Raw genomic sequence first — 22998 nt, forward strand, 5'->3', positions numbered from 1 at the left:
CCGCATGGAAACTATGGCAAGTGAAGGCAATGCCGGAATCCCCTAAGTTGGGTATATAACCAAAAAACAACGCGTATGCATTCATCCGGCGGGTAGTTTGATATCGTATTTGAAGAATCATCAAGTTGGGAGAAAATGTGTGGATAAGGCTACCCTGTTGGCCGATCTGGAAACCGCCCGCCAGCGCACCCGGGCGCTGATAACGTCGCTGCCGCAAGCGACCCTCAACGTGCCCTACCACCCGGGTGTTAACCCGCCGCTGTGGGAGATGGGCCACGCCACGTTCTTTTACGAAGTGTTCGTGCTGAACTGGCTGGATCGCTCGCCCAGTTACAATCCGGCCATGGATGATCTGTGGGACTCTTTCCACGTGGCGCATCGGGATCGCTGGTGCCGGGAGCTGTTTCCCGGTCGTGAGGAAACGCTGGCCTATTTTGATGCGATTTACGACCGGGTGGCTGACCGAATTCGCCGCCAACCGCTTACCGACGACGACCTGTATCTCTACCGCTACGCCATTTTTCACCAGAACATGCACATTGAGTCACTGATCTGGTGTCGTCAGACCGTAGGCTACCCACCAACGCCTGACGTCACCGACGAGCGCGCGGCACCCGGTGATCGGGTTGACGGCGATGCGGAGATTCCAGCAGGGCGTTGGCTGATCGGCATGCCCGGAGAGTCCGAGCACTATGCCACCAGCGATTTCGCGTTCGACAACGAAAAGCCGCGATTTGAAGTGGAATTGGCGTCCTTTGCCATCTCCCGCGTGCCGGTCTCCAACCGGGAGTTTCTGGCATTCGTGGAAGATGGCGGCTATCAGCGCCCGGAACTCTGGTCGTTTGGCGGGCGCAAATGGCTACAGGCAGAGAGTGACGTAGAGAGTGACGTTGCTCTCGTTCACGGCAGCCCGGAGCCGGTCCTGCATAAGCCGCAGCACCCGCTGTACTGGCGCTGGCACGATGGTCAGTGGCAGGAACGTGTTTACGACAGTTGGCAGCCACTGACGCCCGATGCCCCGGTCTGTCATGCGACTTACTGGGAAGCCGAAGCCTGGTGTCACTGGGCGGGCCGACGATTGCCTACCGAGTATGAATGGGAAGTGGCGGCTCTGGGTAACCGGCCCGGTGAGCCGTTTCGGCGGTTCCCGTGGGGCAATGAGCCGGTGGCACCGGAGCATGCCGATATGGGCGGCCGGGCTATGGCCCGCAATCCAGTCTGGGATTTCCCCGCCGGTGACAGCCGATTTGGTTGTCGCCAGATGATCGGTAGCGTGTGGGAGTGGACCAGCAGCCAGTTCTTCCCCTATGACGGTTTCCGGATCGATATGTACCCGTTCATGTCGACGCTGCAGTTCGGGGATCACAAAGTCACCCGGGGTGGCAGTTGTGCCACCTCACCGAACCTGATCCGTGGCACCTATCGCCAGGCATACCTGGCTCAGAGAAATGACGTCTACACCGGATTTCGCACTTGCGCGCTAAGGACCACACCATGAACGTATATGAAACTGATGAATTGCTGGGTCAGTACCTGGGTTTCCACTTCGGCGACAGCCACTTTGGCGTGGGCAACTACCCCGCCCGGTGCGCCGGCATTTGTCAGGAATTGATGGCCGGTCGGGATAAAAAACGCGCCCTCGATCTTGGTTGCGCGGTGGGTCGCACCGGTTTTGAACTGGCGCGGGTCTTCGGTGAGGTGGTGGGTGTTGATCTGTCCCGACGTTTCATCGACGCGGCGACCACGCTTCAGAAGACCGGTGAAATTGATTACTTCCGCCGCGATGAGGGAGAACTGGGAGAGCGGGTGACGGTCAGCCTCGAGGCACTGGACCTTGCCCGGGCGGCGGAAAAAATCTCGTTTGCCACCGGTGATGCCAGCCAGTTGGGCTCCGAGCACGTGAATTACGATCTTATTTTCGCGGGCAATCTGATTGACCGGCTGCGGGACCCCGGTGCCTTTCTTGAGGGCATTCACCGGCATCTGGCTCCGCACGGAACTCTGGTCATCAGCTCACCCTACACATTAATGGATGAGTTCACCCCGATTGGCAACTGGATTGGCGGCTACCAGCGCAACGGCAGCCCATGCACCGTTTATCAGGGCATGAAGGAGAGACTGTCACAGCACTTTGAGGAGATTCAGCCGCCACAGGATGTGCCGTTCGTGATCCGGGAAACCCGCCGCAAATACCAGCACACCATTGCCGAGCTCAGTGCCTGGCGCAGAGTTCGCTAAAGGTGCAGGTCAGTCGGTACGGGTAAAAAAGGCGGTCTGTGTCGGGTGCCCGACATCGGGCACAAACTCACCGATGCCGCCGAACCGCACTTCGTAGCCATTGCGTTCCGCCACACCCCGGGCCCAGCGCTGGAACTTGAGACGGTCCCACTCGAACTTGTGATCCTCCTCGCGGAACTCCCCTGGTGCCAGGTCGAACAGCGGGTTGTATTCCCGGTTGGGCGTGGTCATGAACAGGCAGCCGGGTCGATACTCCCCGAACACCGCACGTTCAACCTGAGACAGTTGCTCCGGCCGGACGTGTTCAATGGTTTCCACCATGGCGGCGGCCTGGTAGCCGGCCAGCGCCGGATTGCTCTCGGCGTAGGAACCACGGATAAGCCGCACGCGGGGAGGGGTTTCATCAAGGTACGGAGCCAGGATGGAGCGAGCCTGTTGCAGCGACAGGCCGGAGTCCTCCAGGCCAACAACCTCCTCAAACTGCTCGTTTGCGAGCAATCGGTACAGCAGGGAACCTGAGCCGCAACCCAGATCCAGCACCCGCTGCGCACCGGTCGATTTGAGTGTGCGGCACACAAAGTCCAGACGTTCCTCGTGCAACGAGGTCATCTGGGTCATCATGCCGTCATCAGAATGTTTGGTGTTGTACATCAGGCTGTCCCCGCAGTTTATGAGGGCAAGGCTACCGTGTTTCGTTCCGGCCGTGTAGTGCAACACGAAATTCCCTGAACAGCTCCGCGGACTGCACCGGCACTTCGATCATGGGGGCATGGCCCACACCCTCCAGAAGCACCTTGCGGGCATTCGGAATCTGTTCGACAAACACCTCGGCGTTGCGGTAATTGATGACCCGGTCTTTCTTGCCCCAGACGACCAACACCGGTGCCTGGATACGGGTAATGTCGTTGCGGAACGCGGAGTCGTAACCGGTATCCTGAATGGCTCTGAAGATCACCTCATTGACGCCCTGGTTGGCAATGGCTTTTTCCTCCATCACATCGTAAATGGGCCAGGGCACGAAAGGCTTTTCCTCCAGCGCGAAATCGATCAGCCGTTTGAGGTCGCCTTCCTTCTTCGGAATCAATGGGTTGTCGCCCTCAAGTACCAGGTCGACCAGCTCGCTGTCGTATTTGAAAATACCGGCCGGGTCGAACAGCACCGCGGAACGGATCTGGTCGGGGTAGGTGGCGGCATACAGTGCGGTGATTGCGCCGCCCATGGAATTGCCCATCATGTGGGTTTTGCCGATATCGAGCGCCTCCAGTATGCGGTGCACATGGCGTACCTGATCTTCAAAGCGGTAACCAAGATCCAGGCCCTTGCTGCTGTCGCCGTGGCCGGGCAGATCGATAGCATAGACATTGAACTCGCCGGTCAGCTCGCCGGCGAGCCGCGTCCAGTTATCCTTATTGGCACCAAAGCCGTGGATCAGCACCACGGTTTCGCCGTCGGCGGGCTCTTTGTTGCGCAGGTAGGCGATGTCCAGTTCACCCACGTCGACCCGGTCGGCCTCCAGCCCGGCCGACGAGCGTTCCCAGCCGATGGCGGTGTCGTAAATGCCCTGTTTGGTGCAGGCTGACAGCAGTAAAACCAGCGTAAGCAGGCCGAGGGTAGGTAACTGGCGGATCAGAATCATTAGGAGGCGGCTCGGTGTGCGGGGTCTTTCCGTGAATGGGCAGCCGCTACAGTAACTTAAAAAAAAGCCCGGTCAAGGACCGGGCGTTAAGGTTCCTGAGTTACTCATTGGTGCTAGCATTCTGACCAGCGCCGCAACAAGTTGTTGTACAACCCTGTCAGCCGCACGAGGTCTGCGTCAGCCTCGCCATGCTGCTGTCGCAGTGCGATCAGAGAAAGGTCCATTTCGTACAGATGCCGCCGACATTCCGTATCCTTGACCAGGCTTTGCATGAACATGTAGCACGCAAAGCGCTCGCCATGGGTGACGGGGGTGACCTGATGAATCGAGCCTGACGGATACAGCACCAGGCTGCCGGCCGGTAACTTGACGGTTTGATGGCCGTAAGTGTCCTCGATGCTCAGTTCGCCGCCGCCGTAGTCCCCGGGCTCCGACAGAAACAGCGTTGCTGATACGTCGGTGCGCAGATAGCTGCCATCCGGCAACGGTCTCAGCGTACTGTCGGTATGTGGCCCGTACGCGTTGGTGTCACCGGTGTAACAGTTGAAGTTCGGGGGCATAACCTTGAGCGGAAGCGCCGCCGTCATCAGGGTCTGGCTGCGGTTCAGAGCCCGCATGACCATGACCCGGAGATCGTTGAGATGCGGATCATCTTCCGGAATCTGTCGGTTATTCTTGGCGAGCCGGGCCTGTGGCCCGGCGCTGATCTTCTGCGCCCACTGTGCCTGCTGGAGCTGGCTGCGTATCGCAACCAGCTCCTCGGAAGTGAGTACATTGTCGATCGTTACTATCATGAACAGGCCAATCAGAAGTCGTATCGAAGTGTTGCAACTACCTGACGGCCCGGTCCGGGAATACCCTGAGCACCACCTTCAGCCATCTGGGAGATGTACTCCTTGTCCCCGACGTTGAAGGCGTTCAGACGAATCTGAGCCTGGTCCGTCAGCCGGTAAGTTGCGTAAGCGTCAAACACAGTATAGCCGGGAATGGAGACCACGAGGCGGCCTTCATCGGCAATGACGTCCGCGTCGGACTGTGGCTGCACGTTGCTGGTTTGCTCTGCGACTGCTTGCATGCCGGCACCCAGGGTCAGCTTCCGGGTGACGTCGTAAGTGCTGAAGAGGTTAAAGGTATGGCGCGGTGTGCCGCCAAGCCGCTGGCCAACTTCAAATGGGTTGTTGGATTCGCGAACTTCGGAGTCCAGGAATGTGTAGCTGGAGTACAACCGCCACTCGTCGGTGAGGCGCCCGGCGGCGAGGATTTCAAAACCATCTACCCGCTGCTCACCATCCAGAACGGTGGTGGCGTCACCGCCACCAATGGCCGGGGTTCGGGCATTGGTCTTGTCGGTACGGAAGACAGCCGCGCTGAGGTTCATCGCAGGTGTGACGTCCCATTTCACGCCCAGTTCGTAGGCAGTGGTTTCTTCCGGGTCGATGTTGAAGGTGTCCGGTGAGGCGACTGCGCGGTCATTGGGCCGTGCTTGCCCGGGCACATCGCCTTCACGCTTGCCGCCACCGGCCAGCTGTACCTGGTTGCGGTCAAAAGTGCCGGATACCTCGTAAGCCGTGCCGAACGCGGCATAAACGGAGGTGGATGGGATGGGCTTGTACACCAGTCCGAGGTTGTAGCTCAGCTCTTCGTCGGTTTTGCGCAGCGGGTCGATGTTCTCTCGGGTTGGGGAGCCATCCAGACCCAGCTCATGGCCTCGTTCGCTGGCTTTGGTGCGCACTTTGTCATAACGAACACCAGCGTTCAGTTCCCATTGCGGATTGAAAGCCAGGGTATCCAACAGGTAGACGCCGTATTCCTCAGATTCAAATTTGTGCACGGAGCCATCGTACTCGACCCGTGGTTGGGTGCGGTTGGCGTAGCTCGGGTTAAAGAGATCTATTCTCAGATCGTTACCGGAAACGTCCGGACGGCGCTCGTTTTCCTGGCTCAGTGTGGCAACTTCAAAGCCGGCGACCATGTCGTGGCTGACACCGCCGGTGTCAAAGTTCATCAGTACGTCGGTCTGGTTGTTGAAGCCAATATCTTCCTGATCGCGGGGTTTGATATCGCCAATTCCGAAGGCACCCTCCAGGCTGCCCTGTCCGGGGTTGGCGGAATCGCGGTCCTGCTGGGTGCGAATGCGCGGCGACGTGGTAGTGGAGTTGTTTTTGACCACGCTATAGCGTGTCTGGTTTCGCACAGCGAGTTGATTGCTGAAGCTGTGTTCAATGGTCAGGCCACCCTGGTCCACGTCTATTTTACGGTAGTCGTCGCGGTAGCCGTAGAAGTTGCTGAAATCAATGCCGGACGGCAGCTTGCCTGTTGCGGCACCGCGGTCATTGCGGGTTTCCCGGTCAAACGGCAGGCCGGCATCCGGAATGTCATTCTGACGGGTGTGGAGGTAGTCCGCGGTAATCCGGGTGTCCTTCTGGAAGCCCCAGGTGTAGGCCATGTAAGCGCCGTGACGGTCTTCTTCTGCAATATCCCGACCGGGAATATCCGATGAATGGTTCATCAGGTTGAGACGAAAGGCGCTGTTGGCGTCCACGGTTTTGTTGAGGTCGGCGGTGGTGCGCTTGAGATTGGAGGTGCCGACGCTGACTTCAACCCGGTTGGCGTCTTCCTGAGTCGGTTTTTTGGTGACGAAGTTGATCGAGCCACCGGCTGACCCGCGGCCGCCAAAGGATGAGTTGGGGCCTTTTACCACTTCAATCTGGTCAACATAAAACGGGTCGCGGAAATAGTTGCCCAGATCCCGGGTGCCGTTGATGTTGATGTCGTCGCGGGCGTTAAAACCACGAATTTTGAGCTGATCGCCGCTCGGTGGGTTGCCTTCGCCGGCCTGGAGGCTGATGCCGCTGACGTTTTTCATGGCATCACGAACAGAGGTGACATTCTGCTCTTCCAGCAGGTCCTGGGGCAGGACAGTAATGATTCGAGGTGTGTCCAGAAGATCCCTGGTGTATTTGGGACTGTTCATCTGTTCCGCTTTGAACTCGACCAGCAGTGGGTCAAGCATGTACGGCTCGTTGTTGGTTTCTTGTGCCGCTACTGGCATGGATGCCGTTACGCTGGCGATGGCGGCAAACAGGGCGTTGCGTCGGAGTCCTGGCTTGCTTGCGTCGTAACGGGAATTTGTAAGGATGGAGTTTGTCACTTGTGGTATTCCTCGCGCTGCATATTGAATATTTTTGAGAATGCGAATATTAAACATCTGCAACTAATTTATCAATGCAAATGATAAATATTTACATTCTAATCTATGGAAGAAAAGGCATTAAAAATAAAGGTTTTGGGTGACTATAGGCGGCGCTGGGACCAAAAAACCGCAGGCCGCGTTCTTCGCACAGGTCGACAATGCCGGCCAGGCCGTCCAGGTCCATATCGGGCATGGGGTACAGTCACCTCAAAGAAAGCCCAGTCAAGGATCGGACTCATGGGGTTCCTGATTCGGGCTGATTTCCCGCCGTGGATGCCGTAACACCAGGGTGAAAGCGATGTGAGTGATTGTGAAATATATCAAAACATTTACTCTGTTATTGGTTTGCCAACAACAATAATCATGAGGTTGTGATGAAGCCCAGATTCAGTCTGGTTGGCCGTTATTCATTTATCTCCCTGGCCCTGATGATTGGCTCTGTCGCGGTGCTCAGTGCGCTTTATACTGCGGTGTCAGATTCAGTGAATGAGCGGCTTGCCGGAGAGCGCCTTGAGGCCCAGGTTGCCGGTAACGCCAACCGACTGACCAATTTCATCGAAAACCGGATCTATCAGTTGGAGACGCTGTCTACCCACCCGTCCATGCCTTTATATCTGGCATACAATGACGGAGTGCCAGAGGGCGTCAGGGAGCTCGTGCGGGTGGAGGCCGACTCGCCGGATCTTTATGGCATCCTGTTTTTTGACAGCGACAATAACCTGACGGAAGTGATCCCTGGTCAGGCAGCCTCTGGAGCCCCCTACTGGGATCGTGAAGGGTGGTCGATGGCCGGTTTACCGGTCATTCACTATGGCACCAGTGAAATTATTGGCCCGTGGCTGCCGGATCATGGTGGTCCGGCCTGGCTGCTCATACGTCAGCCGCTGCGGTCCGGGGCAGAACAGGCTGTACAGGGTGCAATTGCTTTGCACGTGCGGCTGGCATCGGTGACGGAACTTATGCGAACGGAAAACCTGGCGGGGGTGTTGCGACCATTCCTGCGCACGCCTGCCGGCGAACTTGTGGATGCCACGGGAAACCTTCAGACCGCTGCGCCGAAAGGCCTCCGTACGGGCCCTGAAGTTTTGCCCGGGTGGCGTATCGATTACGTGGTCTCCGCCGGTGAGATCCTGAGCCCGCTGCGTAATGCCCAACTGGGACTCTATGCCCTCGCCGGCGTGTTGGCCCTCGGTACGGTCATATTGTTTTGGGCTCTTGCCAGGAGTTTACGGCGGCGAGTGGCCCGGCTGACAGAGGGAGCGGAAGCCTTTGCTTCCGGGGACCTGCATTTTCGCTTGCAGACTCCCAGAAACGACAAGGACGAGATTGACGTATTGGCGCATGCTTTCAACGCGATGGCGGACCGTCTTCAGGAAATGATCGGGCGTACCGTTCAGGCGGAAAAAATGGCCGTGCTCGGCGAATTTGCGACTGGCGTGGCCCATGAGGTGCGTAACCCGCTGGCTACGATCAAATTGACGGTTCAGGCGCTGGAGAAGCGCGAGCCGGACAAACAGCGAAGAGAACTGCTGATATCAGTGGAGGATGAAATCGATCGCCTTAATCGGGTGGTTAGTGACCTTCTGGATTATGGCCGCCCGGTACCTGGTGAGCCCCAGCAGGTAGAAATCCGCAGAATTTTCCGCCATGCCTCAGTGCTGACCTCCGGGCTGGCTGACAGTCGCCAGGTGACAGTCAGTGCCACTGGTGAGTCCGGTTTGACGATTCATGCCAGCCCGGACCAGATTATCCAATGCCTCGTCAACCTTGTGGCTAACGCTGTTCAGGCCTGCGCACCAAGGGGAATGGTGCATCTTCGGGCTTACCGGAACGGTAACAGCCTGACGGTGGAAGTGACTGATAATGGTTGTGGCATGTCTGATGAAACCCTCAGCCGAGTGACTGAACCATTCTTTACCACTCGCTCTGACGGCACAGGACTTGGTCTGAGTATTACTCGTCAGCTTGTTGAGCTCAATGGGGGAAAAATGGAGCTTCGCAGCTTGTCCGGACAGGGGACAACCGTGTTTGTCACCTTGCCCGCCGGTAAGAGTGGTAACCTGACAACAACCCAATAATAAAGAGAGTTCCCGAAACCTATTATGCCTCTGAACGTCCTGATTGTTGATGATGAAAAAAGTTTTGTACGGTCTTTGACCTTTGCGCTTCAGGAGGCCGATTACAGCACCAGCTGTGCCCACACGGGTGAGGATGCCCTGGCGCTCCTTGAGCAGGAGTTACCGGATCTGATGTTGCTGGATCTGCGACTGCCGGGCATGAGTGGTATGGATATCCTGTATGAGGTGGCCCGTCTGTATCCGGAGCTGCCGGTGGTGATGATTTCGGCCCACGGTGATACGCGGGCGGCTGTGCAGTCGGTGAAGGCCGGGGCCACTGATTATCTGACCAAGCCCTTTGCTCTGGATGAACTGCTCCATCTGATTGATTCGGTGACTGAACGAACCCGGATGCGGGATGAGCTGGCCTATCATCGCAGCAGGGCGGCTTCGTCCTCCGGACTGATGGGCGACAGCGACGCCATGCAGCGCCTCTGGCAGAAGGTGCAGCGGATATCGGCGAGCAGCGCTGGCCGGATTCTGCTGCTGGGTGAGTCGGGAACCGGTAAGGCTCTGGTTGCCCGGGCTATCCACGAGCACAGCAACCGGTCCCAGGAAGCTTTTGTCGAAATTAACTGCGCGGCGCTGCCGGAACAGCTGATTGAAGCGGAACTTTTCGGAGCGGAGAAAGGGGCCTATACCGGTGCCCATCAGAAGCGCCCCGGTCTGGTGGCTCTGGCGCACGGAGGCACATTGTTTCTGGACGAAATTGGAGAGTTACCTCTTTCTCTGCAGGCCAAGTTCCTGCATTTCCTTGAGAACGGTGACTACCGTCCCGTGGGGGGTGGTGCCAGTGCGACCGCCGATGTCCGGGTTATTGCTGCAACCAACAGGTCTTTGGAAACGGAGGTCCGCAATGGGCACTTCCGTGAGGATCTGTATTTCAGGTTGAATGTCATCGAACTGACCATCCCACCCTTGCAGGACCGGGGGGAGGACGTTGGTGAATTGCTGGATATGTTCATCGATTCCCAGGCCCGGGAGGAGGGCTGCCGGCCCATAACCATGTTGCCAGAAACCCTGGCCCGCCTGAACGCATATAGCTGGCCAGGTAACGTACGGGAACTGCGCAACCTGGTGGAGCGGCTCACTATTCTCTATCCGGGCCAGTTGATCCGTCCTCATCAATTGCCGGGTGAATTTCTCACCACCACCCCGGAGCCATCGAATGGTCAGGGAGGCGTCAGTGCGTCGTTTGATCAGCATTTGCAGCAGACCGAGCGCCAACTGTTACTGGAGGCACTTGAGAAAACCGGCGGGCGCAAAGGTAAAGCCGCCGAACAGTTGGGGCTGTCCCGGCATGCCTTCAAGCGACGTTTACAGCGATTGGGACTGGGCTAATGAGCGAAATCCGCTCATTTCTGGCACCACAAATGAGCGGATTCCGCTCCGCTTACCGTGTTTTGGTGTGCGCCATCGGGGCGGGGGCCTGTCAGGACAGTTTCTGGCCCGTTTCGGTGCATTGGCCCCGCTTTTGCTACCTATTCCGATGACTGGTTTACAACAATAATCTAAAACCATACGCCGGACATAACCGGCTCGGGAGGCTGATTTGCCGGGACCAACCGCCCGTCTGTATCAGACAGTATCACCCATTCCAGCCCGCTTCTGGCCATCTATACGGCCATGGCAACTCTGTTTCGTGGCGACTGTGCTGCTGTTCAGTGGTGAGAGTCCTGCGGCTGATTTTCCGGCCCAGTCAACGACTCTTCCGGTGGGCCGGGTAGAGCTCGGGGTGGAAGACGGCCAGGCCGATGCGACCATCGCCTGCATGTATCCGATGACGGGACGTTCCGCCAGTTATGGTCGGGACAGCATCGTGGCGATTCAGCTTGCCCTCGAAGAACTGTCTTCCGATCCGGACGCACCCCGCCTCCGGGTGATCGTGGATGACTCTCGCTCCAAAGCATCTTTCGCCGTGCGCATGGCTGAAGACTTTATTGAGCATGACGACGCCGACATTCTCTGCGGCATGGTGAGTTCCGGTGTTGGTATGGCCGTGAGCCGCCTGGCAAAACGGCGCCAGATCATTCTGGTGGGGACCGATCATGCGTCTTCTCGGGCCTCTCTTGAGGAGGGGCATCGCTACTATTTCCGGGTATCGAGTGATACCTGGTATTCCCACGCCGCTGGTGCCCGCTATCTGAAAGAGCTGCAGGAAAAAACCGGTTGGAAGAAGTTGGCGTTCCTTGGGCCGGATTATGAGTATGGCCGGGTTGCCTGGCGTGATCTCAGGCAGGCCCTGGATCAAAACGACACCCGTTACGAGGAAACCGGCACCTACTGGCCCAAACTTTATGAGCCTGACTACTCGCTTTACATCCAGGCAATACTGGAATCCCCGCCGGATGTACTGGTGGTCTCTCTCTGGGGCGGGGATTTCATTGCTTTTCTGGAACAGGCCCGCACCACACAGTTGTTCAGTCGAATGCGAGTGGCCAACTTTGATGCTGGTGGTGATTACGAAACCCTGGTAAGTCTCAAGGGTGATCCACCAGAAGGACTTATTCTTTCGGCTCGCCATCACGTTAACTGGCCCGCTACCGAGCGAAATCGCCGGTTTGTCACTCGGTTTCACGGGTTATCCGGTCGTTACCCGAGTTATTCCGCCCAAGGTGCCTACGCCGGCATGCTGACCATCGCCCGCGCGATTCGCATTGCCGGTGATGTCACGAACACCGATGCCATGATCGAATCCCTGGAGGGACTCGAAATTCCCCTGCCGAAAGATCCGGAGGGTTACGTTTCCTACATTGATCCCGACACCCACCAGATTGTTCAGGCCCAGGCCATCGGAACGCCGGTGGCTAACGATCAATACCCACCTGCCCGAGTCATGTTGGGCAACTGGGTTGTCTACGATGCTGAATCCCTGAAACCGTCCCCCGCTTTGGTGAAAAAGCGACGCGGTGAATCCGGTGGCTGACCGTGAGAGGCAGCTGCTTAAACGACAGAAGGCGAAACAAAAGCGCAACCTGAAGTACAAGAGAAAACAACAATCAAGGAGAACAAAATGAAAAGTTCCAATCAATCACCCCTCTGGAAGAAGACAATACTGGGCACTGCAACGTCCATCGCTATGGCTTCGGCCGGTGTAATGGGTATGGCGGCCACCGCCAGTGCCGAGGAATCCTTCAAGCTGGGGTTTGTAACCTTCCTCTCCGGTGGTGCCTCAGGTCCATTTGGCGTGCCTGCCGCCCAGGGCGCGGACATTGTCATCAAGGCGATCAACGAAGGCAGTTTGCCAGCACCATACAACACCAAGGGCGTTAATGGCCTGACGCTCGAATCCGTGGTCGTCGATGAGGCTGGTGGTCCGACCAAGCAAGTTGAAGAGTACCGAAATCTGGTCCAGCGCCAGGACGTCGATGCAGTGATCGGTTATATCTCGTCCGGCGACTGCCTGGCAATTGGTCCGGTGGCGGAAGAAATGAAGATGTTCACCATCGCCTTTGACTGCGGCACCTCACGTCTGTTCCAGGAGATTGACAATCCCCAGTACATGTTCCGTACCGGCCTCGATGCGGTAGCGGACAACGTGGGCGCGGCGCGGTATCTGGCCGAAACCCGTCCTGATGCTACCCGCATTGCCGGTATGCAGCAGAACTACGCCTGGGGTCAGGATTCCTGGCAGGATTTCACCCTGGCCATGGAGCAGCTAATGCCTGAGGCAGAGATCGTCAATAACCAGACGCCGCAGCTTTTCCAGGGCAGCTATAGTACTGAGATTTCAGCACTTCAGACCCAGCGTCCAGACATTGTTCACTCCTCCATGTGGGGCGGGGATATGGAATCCTTCACCGCTCAGGCAAACGTGCGTGGTCTGCTGGCGCAAGCGACGGCTATTCTTACCACTGGTGAATCCGGTCTGCACCGCTTTGACGGCCAGGCCCCCAATGGCACGATTCTGGGTGGACGCGGTCCCTTCGGTGGTTTCATGCCGGAAAATGACCTGAGCGAATGGTTTACCAAAGCTTATGTGGCCGAGCATGGTACACCTCCGAGCTATCCGGCCTCCAAGGCCGCTCAAGCTGTCCTGGCCCTGAAATTCGCCGCCGATAAGTCTGACGCCGATGGTGTGCCCAGCTCGGAGCAACTGGCCGAAGCGCTCAAAGGTGCCGAGTTTGAATCCGTAAGCGGCACAGTGCGCATGGCCCTGGCAGGTGGTCACCAAGCCCTGCAGCCGATGTCCTACGGTGAATACCATTTCGAGAATGGCGAGGCTGAGCTGCGCAATGTCCGGTCCTACCCGGGCGAGTGTGTGTCGGCTCCGGATGGATACAACGCCCAGCAATGGATCAAGGAAGGCTTCCCGGGAGTCGATTGTAACTGATCCATTGGTCAACCACCGGCAGCCGCAGGGCTGCCGGTGGTCCGATAACAGGAGTACACACTGATGTTAACGGTCTGGGCAATATTGATCGATGGCTTCATCTACGCGTCCTGGTTATTTCTGGTGGCGGCGGGTTTGACGGTCATCTACGGCGTTATGAGAATCCTGAACATGGCCCACGGCAGTCTTTATGCCCTCGGGGCCTATGCCGCAGCTTCGGCGCTGGGTTGGTATTACGCCGGGGGTGGAGAGAATCTGGTCATGGCTTTTGCCATTATCGCAGCCTCTGCGATATTGATCGGAGCCCTGACCGGGCTGGCCATTGAGCGAGGCATACTGAAGCTCATGTATGGTCGCGATGAGATCCTGATGCTGCTCATTACGTTTGCCGTACTGTTGATTCTCGAAGATGTCATGAAGCTGATCTGGGGCACGACCCCCTACTTTGCGTACCAACCATACGCCGCCTTGGGCCGAATCAACATTGATGTACTGACGGTATCGCGCTATGACCTGTTGGTGCTGGCGGTCTCGGTAGTGATTGGCGTGGGCTTGTGGTTCTGGCTTGAGCGCACAAGGATCGGCAAGATCCTGCGTTCCATCATTCATGACCGGGAAGTATCCGAAGCTATGGGCGTTAACGTGCGCCGCATGTTCACCATCACCTTCATGATCGGGGCAACCCTGGGTGCCATCGCCGGTGGGATTACGGCCCCCATTATCTCCGTGGTACCGGGGCTTGGGATTGAGGTCATCGTACTGGCCTTCGCAGTCGTGGTGACCGGCGGCCTGGGTAGCATCACCGGCGCGGCAGTGGGCGCGGTCATCGTCGGTTTGGCGCGAGCGACGTCCATCCACACCATGCCCGAACTGGAACTGTTCATCATTTACGCCGTGATGGCGGGGGTGTTGATCTTCCGACCCCATGGCCTGTTTGGCCAGGTGATTGCGAGGAAAATCTGATGATCCTGGAAAAAAGCGAAATTTCCCTGGTAGGCGCCGCCGTAGCCATTGCTCTGGCATCACTGGTGGTTCCGAACTGGCTTATCTTTACCGCCACCCTGGCTATTTCCACCGCTCTGGTGGTGCTGGGGGTGGTCATGCTTATGCGGGCGGGTCTGGTGTCGTTCGGGCAGGGCCTGTTCTATTGCCTTGGTGGCTATGCTGTGGGCCTGGGGGGCCGTTATCTGGGCATAACGGATGCTCTGCTGTTGATTGTTCTCGGCATCGCGGTGACGGTTGGCGTTGCCATGGTTCTGGGGCTACTTGTCACGCGCTATCGGGAAATATTCTTCGCTATGTTGTCCCTGGCATTTTCGATGATTCTGTACGGGCTTCTGGTCAAAAGCCATGGGCTGGGAAGCACCGATGGTTTCGGTGTCGTGGACTGGACTATTCTCGGCTTCTCGCCTGGCTCAGGTGAGAGCAGTTCCAGGATCGCATTGCTACTGGCGCTCGGGTTGGCGCTGGGAATTGCCCTGTTTCTCAATCGTTATTTTCGCTCCAGTCTCGGCCTGGCCTGTGAGGCGATCCGGGAAAACGAAGTGCGGGTTGAGTACATGGGGGTATCGCGCAAGCAGGTGCTCTATATCAACTATGTGATTGCGGCGGCTGTCGGCTCCATTGGCGGCTCAATGACGGCGCTGGCAGCCGGCCATGTGGACCCGGCCATGGCCTACTGGACCATTTCGGGTGAGTTTGTGTTCATCGCCATCCTCGGTGGTACCGGACACGTGGCGGCCCCCTTTATCGCGGCGTTGATTTTCACCCTGGTAAGAACCTATGCCATTGAACTTGCGCCCAATGCCTGGCAAATGATCCTGGGTATCGTGCTGCTGCTGATCATTCTGTTCCTGCCCAAAGGGATCTGGAGCCTGTTTACCCGCAAGAAAGGGGTGGCCTCATGACCGAGATTCTCAAAACCGTCGGATTGTCCCGGTATTTTGGTGCGGTGACAGCCGCTGAAGACATCAATGTAACCATCACTGAAGGTGAAATTGTCGGGGTTATCGGAGCCAACGGAGCTGGCAAAACCACCTTCATCAACATGGTGACCGGTTACCTGCCTCCGTCCAGCGGCACCATTGATTTCGGTGGTAATGCCATAAAAGGCCTGGGGCCACGCAAGTTGATGAGAAAGGGGTTGACCCGGTCCTTTCAGATTCCGCAACTGTTTCTGGAGCTTCCGGTGATCGACAACCTGGCCATAGCCCTGGCGGCGGCTGACCATCAACAGTTCCAGATGATTCGGCCAGTGCGCACACCAAAGCGGCTGGAAGCGGCTGAAGAAATTCTGGCCCAGATGAACTTCTCCCAGTACCGTGACGAAATGGTCACTGCCATGCCCCAGGGGGCACGCAAGCTGTTGGATATTGCCATTGCGCTGCTGGGGAGCCCTCGGATGTTGCTGCTCGATGAGCCCACCAGCGGTGTCAGTATGGAAGAGAAGTACGCCCTGATGGACACGGTGATGGAGGCGGTTCGCCTGCGGGGCTTGACGGTCTTGTTCGTCGAGCATGACATGGAAATTGTCCAGCGATACGTTACGCGGGTATTGGCCTTTGCCAGTGGCATAGTGATCAAGGATGGCCCGGTAGACGAAGTGCTGGCGGATGAGAAGGTCCAGGAACTTGTGACCGGCAAGCCGAAGACGCCCATAACCGAAGGAGGCGCCTGAAATGAGCCTTGAAATTGCTAATCTCGACGTTTCCATTGAGGGTATCAATATTCTCCGGGACGTTAACCTGAACATCCCGGAAGGCCAGATGGCGGGTCTGATTGGCCATAACGGTGCCGGCAAGACCACGCTGATCCGGGCCATAATGGGGCTGTTACCCGCTACCCGGGGATCCATTGCCTTTAAGGGCCAGGATATCAGCAAGCTGCCAGCCTACCGACGGGCGAGTCTTCGCATCAGTTACATGCCGGAGGATCGGAGGCTGATACCGGAGCTTACGGTGTCGGAGAACATGCTCATGCCGGCCTGGACCAATAACATCAAGGATGGTGAGGAGCGATTGAAGTGGGTGTATTCGCTGATGCCCGAAATCGCCGACTTCGGTGAACGCAAGGCGCTGCAGTTGTCCGGCGGCCAACAGAAGCTTGTGGCGCTGGGGCGTGCGCTGATTCCGGGCCGGGAGCTGATTCTGCTGGATGAGCCGTTTGAAGGCGTCGCACCGGTCCTGGCCCGGCGTTTGTCCGAGGTCATTGCCGACCTGCGAGCCGAGGGCCTGACGGTGCTGATCGCGGAATCCGATGATAGCCACTCCGCTGATCTGGTGGACGCGACCTGGCGCATTGAGCGCGGATCCGTATCCGTTGGCCGAATGGACCCGTTGGCGTCATTGGCCTGATCATAGAACAGTAACCGACTGAGGAAATACGCCATGAAAATTCGAGCCGCAGTTTTGCAAGCGATCGGGGCGGAGCGCCCATACCAGGACACCAAACCCCTGGTGATCGAAGAGCTGGAACTGTCTCCGCCCGGAGACAGCGAGGTGCTGGTTCAGATCAAGGCCGCCGGCCTGTGTCATTCCGATCTCTCCGTTATTGATGGCAACCGCCCGAGACCTGTGCCCATGGCACTGGGCCATGAAGCAGCCGGCATCGTCAAGGCCGTTGGCAATGGCGTCCGCGACCTGGAGCCAGGCGATCATGTGGTTGCGGTATTCGTGCCCAGTTGTGGTCATTGCGCACCCTGTGCAGAGGGGCGTCCGGCCCTGTGTGAGCCGGCGGCGAAAACCAACAACGCCGGCACCCTGGTCAGTGGTGAGCACCGGCTGCATCGGGCGGATGGCACGGCGGTAAACCATCACCTGGGGGTCTCCGCCTTTGCGGACCACGCTGTTGTGTCCCGGGATTCACTGGTCAGGATTGACCGGGATTTGCCACTGCACCATGCCGCATTGTTTGGTTGCGCCGTGCTTACCGGCGTCGGTGCCGCGATCAACTCTGCAGACATCAAAGCGGGCCAGACCGTCGCTGTGATCGGTCTTGGTGGTGTTGGTCTGAACAGTGTGTTGGGCGCCCTCGTGGCCGGTGCCGGTGAGGTGATCGCTATTGATCTGGATGATAGCAAGTTGACTTTGGCCAGTGAGTTGGGCGCAACCCATGTCTTCAACTCCCGGGAGGAGGGCTGCGTCGACAAGGTTAAGAAACTCACCAATGGCGGCGTTGACTGCGCCATTGAAATGGCTGGATCTGAAAAAGCCCTGGAATTCGCCTACCTGATCACTCGCCGTGGCGGAACCACGGTCACCGGAGGCTTGGCCCACCCGGAAAAGAAAGTGGCTATCCAGCAAGTTAGTTTGGTGGCAGAGGAGCGCACCCTCAAGGGGAGTTATGTTGGCAGTTGCGTACCGGTCCGCGACCTTGCCCGTTATGTTGCCCTGTTCCGCCAGGGCAAGCTGCCGGTGGACAAACTGCTCAGTGGCACCCTGACACTGGATGAAATTAATGAAGGGTTTGAGAAACTGGCTTCCGGCAAGGCCGTTCGTCAGGTTGTGCTGTTTGATTAGGTCATAAAGCAATAACACTGGTAATCGGAGACATCTGTGGAACGAGATGAGTTTGGTGTTCTGTACCCTATCACCACCCGGTGGATGGATAATGATATCTATGGGCATGTGAATAACGTGACCTACTACTCCTACTTTGACACGGCCATCAACCGATACCTGATTGAGGCTGGCGGGCTGGATATCAATGATGCGCCGGTGGTTGGATACGTGGTCAGCTCCAACTGCCAGTTCAGTAAACCGGTGGCGTATCCGGATGCACTGGAGGCCGGGCTCAGGGTGGTCAAGATTGGAAACAGCTCAGTGACCTACGAGCTGGGGCTGTTCAAGAACGGCGATACGGACCCGGCTGCGCTTGGCCAGGTCGTCCACGTGTTTGTTGACCGGGAACAGAATCGCTCTGTTGCGATTCCTGAGAAGATTCGTGCTGCGCTTGAACGCATCCTTGTGTCTTGACGCGCCCCCGGGTATCAACCATTAAAAAAGCCCGGCGAACCGGGCTTTTTTAATGGTATTCCGCCATCAGATACTGGCAGAGTTTTCCCGGGCAATGGCCCGAAAAGCAATGTCCTTACGGCAGAACACACCCTCCCACTGGATCTTTGCAGCGACCCCGTAGGCGCGTTGCTGGGCCTCGGTAACGGTCTGTCCAAGGGCAGTGGCGCAGAGCACGCGGCCACCATTGGTAAGAACCTGCTCACCATTGAGCCAGGTTCCCGCATGGAACACTTTCTCACCATCGGTTTCTGTCTCAGGCAGCCCCGAGATAACATCCCCTTTGTTGTAGCTGCCGGGATAGCCACCCGCAGCCAGCACAATGCCTACGGCGGGGCGGTCGTCCCAATCCGAACTGCACTGGTCGAGTTTGCCGTCGATAGCTGCGCCGCAGAGCTCGACCAAGTCCGATTTCATCCGCAGCATGATGGGCTGGGTTTCCGGATCGCCAAAGCGGCAGTTGAACTCGATCACCTTGGGCGCACCCTGGCTGTCGATCATCAGGCCGGCGTAGAGGAAGCCTTTGTAGGGATGGCCTTCCGCTGCCATGCCGCGAACCGTCGGGTAAATCACCTCGTCCATGATGCGCTTGTGGACATCGGCTGTGACTACCGGGGCCGGAGAATAGGCTCCCATGCCACCGGTGTTGGGGCCGGTGTCGCCGTCACCCACGCGCTTATGGTCCTGGGACGTAGCCATGGGTAAAACGTGATCGCCATCCACCATGACAATGAAACTGGCTTCCTCGCCATCAAGGAACTCCTCGACGACCACGCGGCTGCCCGCATCACCAAACGCATTGCCAGCCAACATGTCGCGGATGGCGTCTTCGGCTTCCTGGAGGGTCATGGCGACTATCACGCCTTTACCGGCGGCCAGGCCATCGGCTTTCACCACAATAGGGGCACCTTGCTGGCGGACATAGGCCAGCGCCTGGTCGACGTCGGTGAAGTTGCCATAGGCGGCGGTGGGGATCTTCTGACGGTCGAGAAAGTCTTTGGTGAAGGCCTTGGAGCCTTCCAGTTGCGCTGCGCCAGCACTGGGGCCAAATACCCGCAGGCTGCGTTCTTCGAACAGGTCGACAATGCCGGCCACCAGCGGTGCTTCCGGGCCGACGATGGTCAGGCCGACGTGGTTGGCGGCGGCAAAGTCGGCCAGGCCATTAAGGTCCATGACGTCGATGTTGATGTTTTCCAGGCCGGGCTCTCTGGCGGTTCCGGCATTGCCGGGTGCCACAAACACCCGGTCTGCGTCCGGAGACTGAGCGGCTTTCCAGGCCAGCGCGTGTTCACGGCCGCCGGCGCCAATTACGAGAATGTTCATGGTTGTATTCCTGTTTGTCGGATTACGCCTGCGGCTAATCCGACCTACATTGTAATGTCCTGGCCGTAGGTCGGATTAGCCGAAGGCGTAATCCGACACCACGCCTGCGCTTATGATCAATGCCGGAAATGGCGCATGCCGGTGAATACCATGGCAATGCCGTGTTCGTTGGCGGCATCGATGACTTCCTGATCACGCATGGAGCCACCGGGCTGAATCACCGCCGTAATGCCAGCCTGTGCCGCGGCGTCGATGCCGTCGCGGAATGGGAAGAACGCATCGGAGGCCATCACCGAGCCGGTCACTTCCAGGCTCTCATCCGCCGCCTTGATACCGGCAATTTTTGCGCTGTACACGCGGCTCATCTGCCCGGCACCAACGCCGATGGTGCGTCCGGCCCTGGCGTAGACAATGGCGTTGGACTTCACATACTTGGCCACTTCCCAGGCGAATAGAAGGTCATTGAGTTGCGCCTCGGTAGGCTGGCGTTCAGTGACGACCTTCACGTCTTCCATGGCGACCATGCCCAGATCGCGGTCCTGGACCAGCAGCCCGCCCGTCACGCGCTTGTAATCCAGAGATTTGGCACGCTCGCCGTTGAATTCGCCACACGCCAGCAGCCGCACGTTTTTCTTCGCAGTGATCAGTTCCTCTGCCTCCGGTGCGACGGTGGGCGCGATAATGACTTCCACGAACTGGCGGTCGATGATGGCTTTGGCGGTGTCGGCGTCCAGCTCACGGTTGAAGGCGATGATACCACCGAAGGCGGAGGTGGGGTCCGTTGCGAAGGCCAGATCGTAGGCCTGACGGATGTCCGCCCCGATGGCCACGCCGCAAGGGTTGGCGTGTTTTACGATGACGCAGGCCGGATCGGCGAACGGTTTCACGCACTCAAGGGCGGCATCGGTGTCCGCCACGTTGTTGTAAGACAACGCTTTGCCCTGAAGCTGTTTTGCGGTCGCCACGCAGGCTTCCTTGGGATTGCGTTCGGTATAGAAGGCAGCACGCTGGTGGGGGTTTTCGCCATAACGCATGTCCTGCACCTTGACGAACTGGGCGTTGAAGGTACGAGGAAAGTCCGCGTTATCGTTGTCCGGCGTGCGACCACCCAGGTAGTTGGCGATGGCACCGTCGTAGCCAGCGGTATGTTCGAAGGCTTTGACCGCCAGATCAAAACGGGTGCTGTAGGTGAGCTCACCGTCGTTTGCGGCAAGCTCTTTCAACACTCGGCTGTAGTCGGAGGCGTTGACGACGATGGCGACGTCATTGTGATTCTTGGCGGCAGCGCGAACCATGGTCGGGCCACCGATATCGATGTTTTCGATCGCAGTCGGCAGATCACAGTCGGGGTTGGCCACGGTCTCCTCAAAGGGATACAGGTTGACCACAACCATGTCGATGGGGTGTATGCCGTGCTCACCCATGATCGTGTCGTCGGTGCCGCGGCGGCCGAGAATGCCACCATGGATCTTTGGATGCAGGGTTTTTACCCGTCCATCCATCATTTCCGGGAAGCCGGTGTAATCGCTGACTTCCGTTACCGGGACGTTGCTCTCTTTAAGTAGCCGAAAGGTGCCGCCGGTGGAGAGCAATTCGATGCCGCGGTCGGTCAGGGCACGGCCAAAGTCGACGATGCCAGTTTTGTCGGAGACGCTGATCAGCGCACGACGGACGGGAGAGTTAGCCTGATTTGCCATGGGTCACTTAATTTTTGCTAGAGATGAACGAATAAGGGCCTCGCGAATGTGTCCGGGAGGCCCTCGTTTATTCCGGGTAGCTGGATTATAGCAGACCGTACTGTTTGAGCTTCTTGCGAAGCGTCCCGCGATTCAGGCCAAGCATGGTAGAAGCTTTGGTCTGGTTGTTGCGGGTGTATTTCATCACCTGCTCCAGCAACGGCGCTTCCACTTCGGAAAGCACAAGCTGATAGACCTCGGTGACCGGGGCACCGTCGAGCTGGGTGAAGTAGTTTTTCAGGGCAACTTCCACGCTGTCACGCAGGGTGACACTGTTGCCGCTGCTGTTCACCGTATGCAACTGATGGGTGTCATCGTTGGCCGATGTGCTCACATTCTCGTTTACCAAAGTCTCAGCGGTCATGCTGCGAATACCTCTCCATTTCGTAAGCCTGCAAAGTACTGTTGAATGCTGTCTTTCTGTTCCACCGCCTCGTCAAGGGCGTTGAAGCGTTTGCGAAACTGTTTGCTTTCATCGTGGGATTGCAGATACCAGCCCACGTGTTTTCTGGCAATGCGCACGCCCATGGTTTCACCATAAAACCGGTGCAGGGCACCAAGGTGCCCGGCCAGTATATCTTCCACTTCGTCCAGCGGCGGTGCGGCGAGGCGCTTTCCGGTTTCCAGAAAATGCAGGATTTCCCGGAAAATCCAGGGCCTGCCCTGGGCCGCTCGCCCGATCAGCAGGCCATCGGCTGCCGTGTGTGCAAGCACCTGCTTCGCCTTTTCCGGTGAGGTGATGTCACCGTTGGCAAACACCGGTATGCCAACCCGGGACTTGACCTCCGCAATGGTGTCGTACTCTGCATCGCCCTTGTACGCATCGGCCCGTGTCCGACCATGGATTGCCAGCGCCTGGATGCCTGCATCCTCAGCCATGCGTGCAATCAGGGGTGCGTTGCGATGGTCCCGGTCCCAGCCCGTGCGCATTTTCAGCGTCACTGGAATATCGACCGCCGCCACCACCGCTGCCAGTATTTCTCTGACCAGCCCTTCGTCCTTCATCAAGGCCGAGCCGGCGGCCTTGTTGCAGACCTTTTTGGCGGGGCAGCCCATGTTGATGTCGATGATCTGGGCACCAAACTCAGCGTTCAGTCGCGCGGCCTGGGCCAGCATCTCCGGGTCACCGCCCGCAATCTGTACCGACCTCGGCTCCGGTTCACCGGCGTGGTCCATGCGAAACCTGGATTTGCGCGTGTGCCAGAGTTTGCTGTCTGCGATGACCATTTCTGATACCGCCAGACCGGCCCCCATATCGCGGCACAGCAGACGAAACGGCCGGTCAGTGACGCCCGCCATAGGTGCCACAATCAGCGGGTTGGGCAAGGTGTACGGCCCGATTTTTGCCGTCGGCAGCATAGTTTCAGTCCGTGTCACAGCGGGTTCAGCAAGCGTCGTATCAGAGCGATT

General features: G+C 58.0%; 21 protein-coding genes. 12 read left to right on the forward strand and 9 right to left on the reverse strand.

The annotated features are described in order from the left end of the window. Positions 1 to 139 precede the first annotated feature (139 nt). Together senA and WD429_RS14245 are read left to right on the forward strand one after the other, a co-directional pair. A complete protein-coding gene (gene senA, locus WD429_RS14240) occupies positions 140 to 1498 on the forward strand; it encodes a selenoneine synthase SenA (protein WP_368422846.1) in 1359 nt (452 codons plus the stop codon). After that, complete coding sequence (locus WD429_RS14245; RefSeq protein ID WP_368422847.1) at positions 1495 to 2238, forward strand: putative 4-mercaptohistidine N1-methyltransferase; 744 nt, start codon at positions 1495 to 1497, stop codon at positions 2236 to 2238. The genes senA and WD429_RS14245 overlap by 4 nt, the downstream gene beginning before the upstream one ends. A 9-nt stretch (positions 2239 to 2247) precedes the next feature. Here the strand turns inward: WD429_RS14245 and WD429_RS14250 are convergent, their stop codons facing one another. The 5 genes from WD429_RS14250 to WD429_RS14270 all read right to left on the reverse strand — a co-directional run bounded on the left by WD429_RS14250 (position 2248) and on the right by WD429_RS14270 (position 7260). Continuing rightward, a complete protein-coding gene (locus tag WD429_RS14250) occupies positions 2248 to 2889 on the reverse strand; it encodes a methyltransferase domain-containing protein (protein WP_368422848.1) in 642 nt (213 codons plus the stop codon). 31 nt (positions 2890 to 2920) lie between these two features. Continuing rightward, complete coding sequence (locus tag WD429_RS14255) at positions 2921 to 3874, reverse strand: alpha/beta fold hydrolase (protein WP_368422849.1); 954 nt, start codon at positions 3872 to 3874, stop codon at positions 2921 to 2923. Between the two features lie 113 nt (positions 3875 to 3987). Further along, the gene (locus tag WD429_RS14260; RefSeq protein WP_368422850.1) at positions 3988 to 4668 is read right to left on the reverse strand and encodes a Fe2+-dependent dioxygenase; all 681 of its coding nucleotides are present in this window, start codon (positions 4666 to 4668) and stop codon (positions 3988 to 3990) included. 11 nt (positions 4669 to 4679) lie between these two features. Continuing rightward, complete coding sequence (locus WD429_RS14265) at positions 4680 to 7025, reverse strand: TonB-dependent receptor (protein ID WP_368422851.1); 2346 nt, start codon at positions 7023 to 7025, stop codon at positions 4680 to 4682. Between the two features lie 103 nt (positions 7026 to 7128). Then, on the reverse strand, positions 7129 to 7260 hold the full coding sequence (locus tag WD429_RS14270; protein WP_368422852.1) for a hypothetical protein: 132 nt from the start codon (positions 7258 to 7260) through the stop codon (positions 7129 to 7131). A 181-nt stretch (positions 7261 to 7441) separates the two neighbouring features. Here WD429_RS14270 and WD429_RS14275 point away from each other — a divergent pair, with 181 nt between their 5' ends. From WD429_RS14275 to WD429_RS14320, 10 genes are all read left to right on the forward strand, one after another. Next, positions 7442 to 9145 (forward strand): PAS domain-containing sensor histidine kinase, encoded by a 1704-nt coding sequence (locus WD429_RS14275; RefSeq protein WP_368422853.1) that lies wholly within the window; start codon positions 7442 to 7444, stop codon positions 9143 to 9145. A gap of 24 nt (positions 9146 to 9169) precedes the next feature. Then, positions 9170 to 10525 (forward strand): sigma-54-dependent transcriptional regulator, encoded by a 1356-nt coding sequence (locus WD429_RS14280; protein ID WP_368422854.1) that lies wholly within the window; start codon positions 9170 to 9172, stop codon positions 10523 to 10525. A gap of 301 nt (positions 10526 to 10826) precedes the next feature. After that, complete coding sequence (locus WD429_RS14285) at positions 10827 to 12110, forward strand: ABC transporter substrate-binding protein (protein WP_368422855.1); 1284 nt, start codon at positions 10827 to 10829, stop codon at positions 12108 to 12110. 87 nt (positions 12111 to 12197) lie between these two features. Next, positions 12198 to 13517, forward strand: coding sequence for an ABC transporter substrate-binding protein (locus WD429_RS14290; protein WP_368422856.1), 1320 nt, complete (start codon positions 12198 to 12200; stop codon positions 13515 to 13517). Positions 13518 to 13580: 63 nt separating this feature from the next. Then, positions 13581 to 14480, forward strand: coding sequence for a branched-chain amino acid ABC transporter permease (locus WD429_RS14295; RefSeq protein WP_368422857.1), 900 nt, complete (start codon positions 13581 to 13583; stop codon positions 14478 to 14480). Beyond that, complete coding sequence (locus tag WD429_RS14300; protein ID WP_368422858.1) at positions 14480 to 15424, forward strand: branched-chain amino acid ABC transporter permease; 945 nt, start codon at positions 14480 to 14482, stop codon at positions 15422 to 15424. The genes WD429_RS14295 and WD429_RS14300 overlap by 1 nt, the downstream gene beginning before the upstream one ends. After that, on the forward strand, positions 15421 to 16194 hold the full coding sequence (locus WD429_RS14305; protein WP_368422859.1) for an ABC transporter ATP-binding protein: 774 nt from the start codon (positions 15421 to 15423) through the stop codon (positions 16192 to 16194). Before WD429_RS14300 ends, WD429_RS14305 begins: the two co-directional genes overlap by 4 nt. Position 16195: 1 nt before the next feature. Then, positions 16196 to 16870 (forward strand): ABC transporter ATP-binding protein, encoded by a 675-nt coding sequence (locus WD429_RS14310; protein WP_368422860.1) that lies wholly within the window; start codon positions 16196 to 16198, stop codon positions 16868 to 16870. 33 nt (positions 16871 to 16903) lie between these two features. Continuing rightward, on the forward strand, positions 16904 to 18034 hold the full coding sequence (locus tag WD429_RS14315) for a zinc-dependent alcohol dehydrogenase family protein (RefSeq protein WP_368422861.1): 1131 nt from the start codon (positions 16904 to 16906) through the stop codon (positions 18032 to 18034). A gap of 36 nt (positions 18035 to 18070) precedes the next feature. Beyond that, entirely contained in the window at positions 18071 to 18490 is a 420-nt protein-coding gene (locus WD429_RS14320; protein ID WP_368422862.1) for an acyl-CoA thioesterase, read from the forward strand. Positions 18491 to 18556: 66 nt separating this feature from the next. On the opposite strand, the gene purD is transcribed toward WD429_RS14320, so the two are convergent. The 4 genes from purD to dusB all read right to left on the reverse strand — a co-directional run bounded on the left by purD (position 18557) and on the right by dusB (position 22944). After that, positions 18557 to 19852 (reverse strand): phosphoribosylamine--glycine ligase, encoded by a 1296-nt coding sequence (gene purD / locus WD429_RS14325; protein ID WP_368422863.1) that lies wholly within the window; start codon positions 19850 to 19852, stop codon positions 18557 to 18559. Positions 19853 to 19968: 116 nt separating this feature from the next. Then, positions 19969 to 21549, reverse strand: coding sequence for a bifunctional phosphoribosylaminoimidazolecarboxamide formyltransferase/IMP cyclohydrolase (gene purH / locus WD429_RS14330; protein WP_368422864.1), 1581 nt, complete (start codon positions 21547 to 21549; stop codon positions 19969 to 19971). Positions 21550 to 21634: 85 nt separating this feature from the next. Continuing rightward, entirely contained in the window at positions 21635 to 21952 is a 318-nt protein-coding gene (fis, locus tag WD429_RS14335) for a DNA-binding transcriptional regulator Fis (protein WP_368422865.1), read from the reverse strand. Next, positions 21949 to 22944 (reverse strand): tRNA dihydrouridine synthase DusB, encoded by a 996-nt coding sequence (dusB, locus tag WD429_RS14340; protein WP_368422958.1) that lies wholly within the window; start codon positions 22942 to 22944, stop codon positions 21949 to 21951. Before dusB ends, fis begins: the two co-directional genes overlap by 4 nt. Positions 22945 to 22998: the final 54 nt, after the last annotated feature.

Origin of the sequence: Marinobacter sp., from assembly GCF_040904845.1 — a bacterium.
Lineage (GTDB): Bacteria > Pseudomonadota > Gammaproteobacteria > Pseudomonadales > Oleiphilaceae > Marinobacter.

What these genes read in the sequence shown, in the direction of transcription:
- WD429_RS14245 (WP_368422847.1), top strand. Translation starts at nt 1,495, where the DNA reads ATGAACGTATATGAAACTGATGAATTGCTGGGTCAGTACCTGGGTTTC.
- WD429_RS14250 (WP_368422848.1), bottom strand. Translation starts at nt 2,889, where the DNA reads ATGTACAACACCAAACATTCTGATGACGGCATGATGACCCAGATGACC.
- WD429_RS14255 (WP_368422849.1), bottom strand. Translation starts at nt 3,874, where the DNA reads ATGATTCTGATCCGCCAGTTACCTACCCTCGGCCTGCTTACGCTGGTT.
- WD429_RS14260 (WP_368422850.1), bottom strand. Translation starts at nt 4,668, where the DNA reads ATGATAGTAACGATCGACAATGTACTCACTTCCGAGGAGCTGGTTGCG.
- WD429_RS14270 (WP_368422852.1), bottom strand. Translation starts at nt 7,260, where the DNA reads ATGCCCGATATGGACCTGGACGGCCTGGCCGGCATTGTCGACCTGTGC.
- WD429_RS14275 (WP_368422853.1), top strand. Translation starts at nt 7,442, where the DNA reads ATGAAGCCCAGATTCAGTCTGGTTGGCCGTTATTCATTTATCTCCCTG.
- WD429_RS14280 (WP_368422854.1), top strand. Translation starts at nt 9,170, where the DNA reads ATGCCTCTGAACGTCCTGATTGTTGATGATGAAAAAAGTTTTGTACGG.
- WD429_RS14290 (WP_368422856.1), top strand. Translation starts at nt 12,198, where the DNA reads ATGAAAAGTTCCAATCAATCACCCCTCTGGAAGAAGACAATACTGGGC.
- WD429_RS14295 (WP_368422857.1), top strand. Translation starts at nt 13,581, where the DNA reads ATGTTAACGGTCTGGGCAATATTGATCGATGGCTTCATCTACGCGTCC.
- WD429_RS14300 (WP_368422858.1), top strand. Translation starts at nt 14,480, where the DNA reads ATGATCCTGGAAAAAAGCGAAATTTCCCTGGTAGGCGCCGCCGTAGCC.
- WD429_RS14305 (WP_368422859.1), top strand. Translation starts at nt 15,421, where the DNA reads ATGACCGAGATTCTCAAAACCGTCGGATTGTCCCGGTATTTTGGTGCG.
- WD429_RS14310 (WP_368422860.1), top strand. Translation starts at nt 16,196, where the DNA reads ATGAGCCTTGAAATTGCTAATCTCGACGTTTCCATTGAGGGTATCAAT.
- WD429_RS14315 (WP_368422861.1), top strand. Translation starts at nt 16,904, where the DNA reads ATGAAAATTCGAGCCGCAGTTTTGCAAGCGATCGGGGCGGAGCGCCCA.
- purD (WP_368422863.1), bottom strand. Translation starts at nt 19,852, where the DNA reads ATGAACATTCTCGTAATTGGCGCCGGCGGCCGTGAACACGCGCTGGCC.
- purH (WP_368422864.1), bottom strand. Translation starts at nt 21,549, where the DNA reads ATGGCAAATCAGGCTAACTCTCCCGTCCGTCGTGCGCTGATCAGCGTC.
- fis (WP_368422865.1), bottom strand. Translation starts at nt 21,952, where the DNA reads ATGACCGCTGAGACTTTGGTAAACGAGAATGTGAGCACATCGGCCAAC.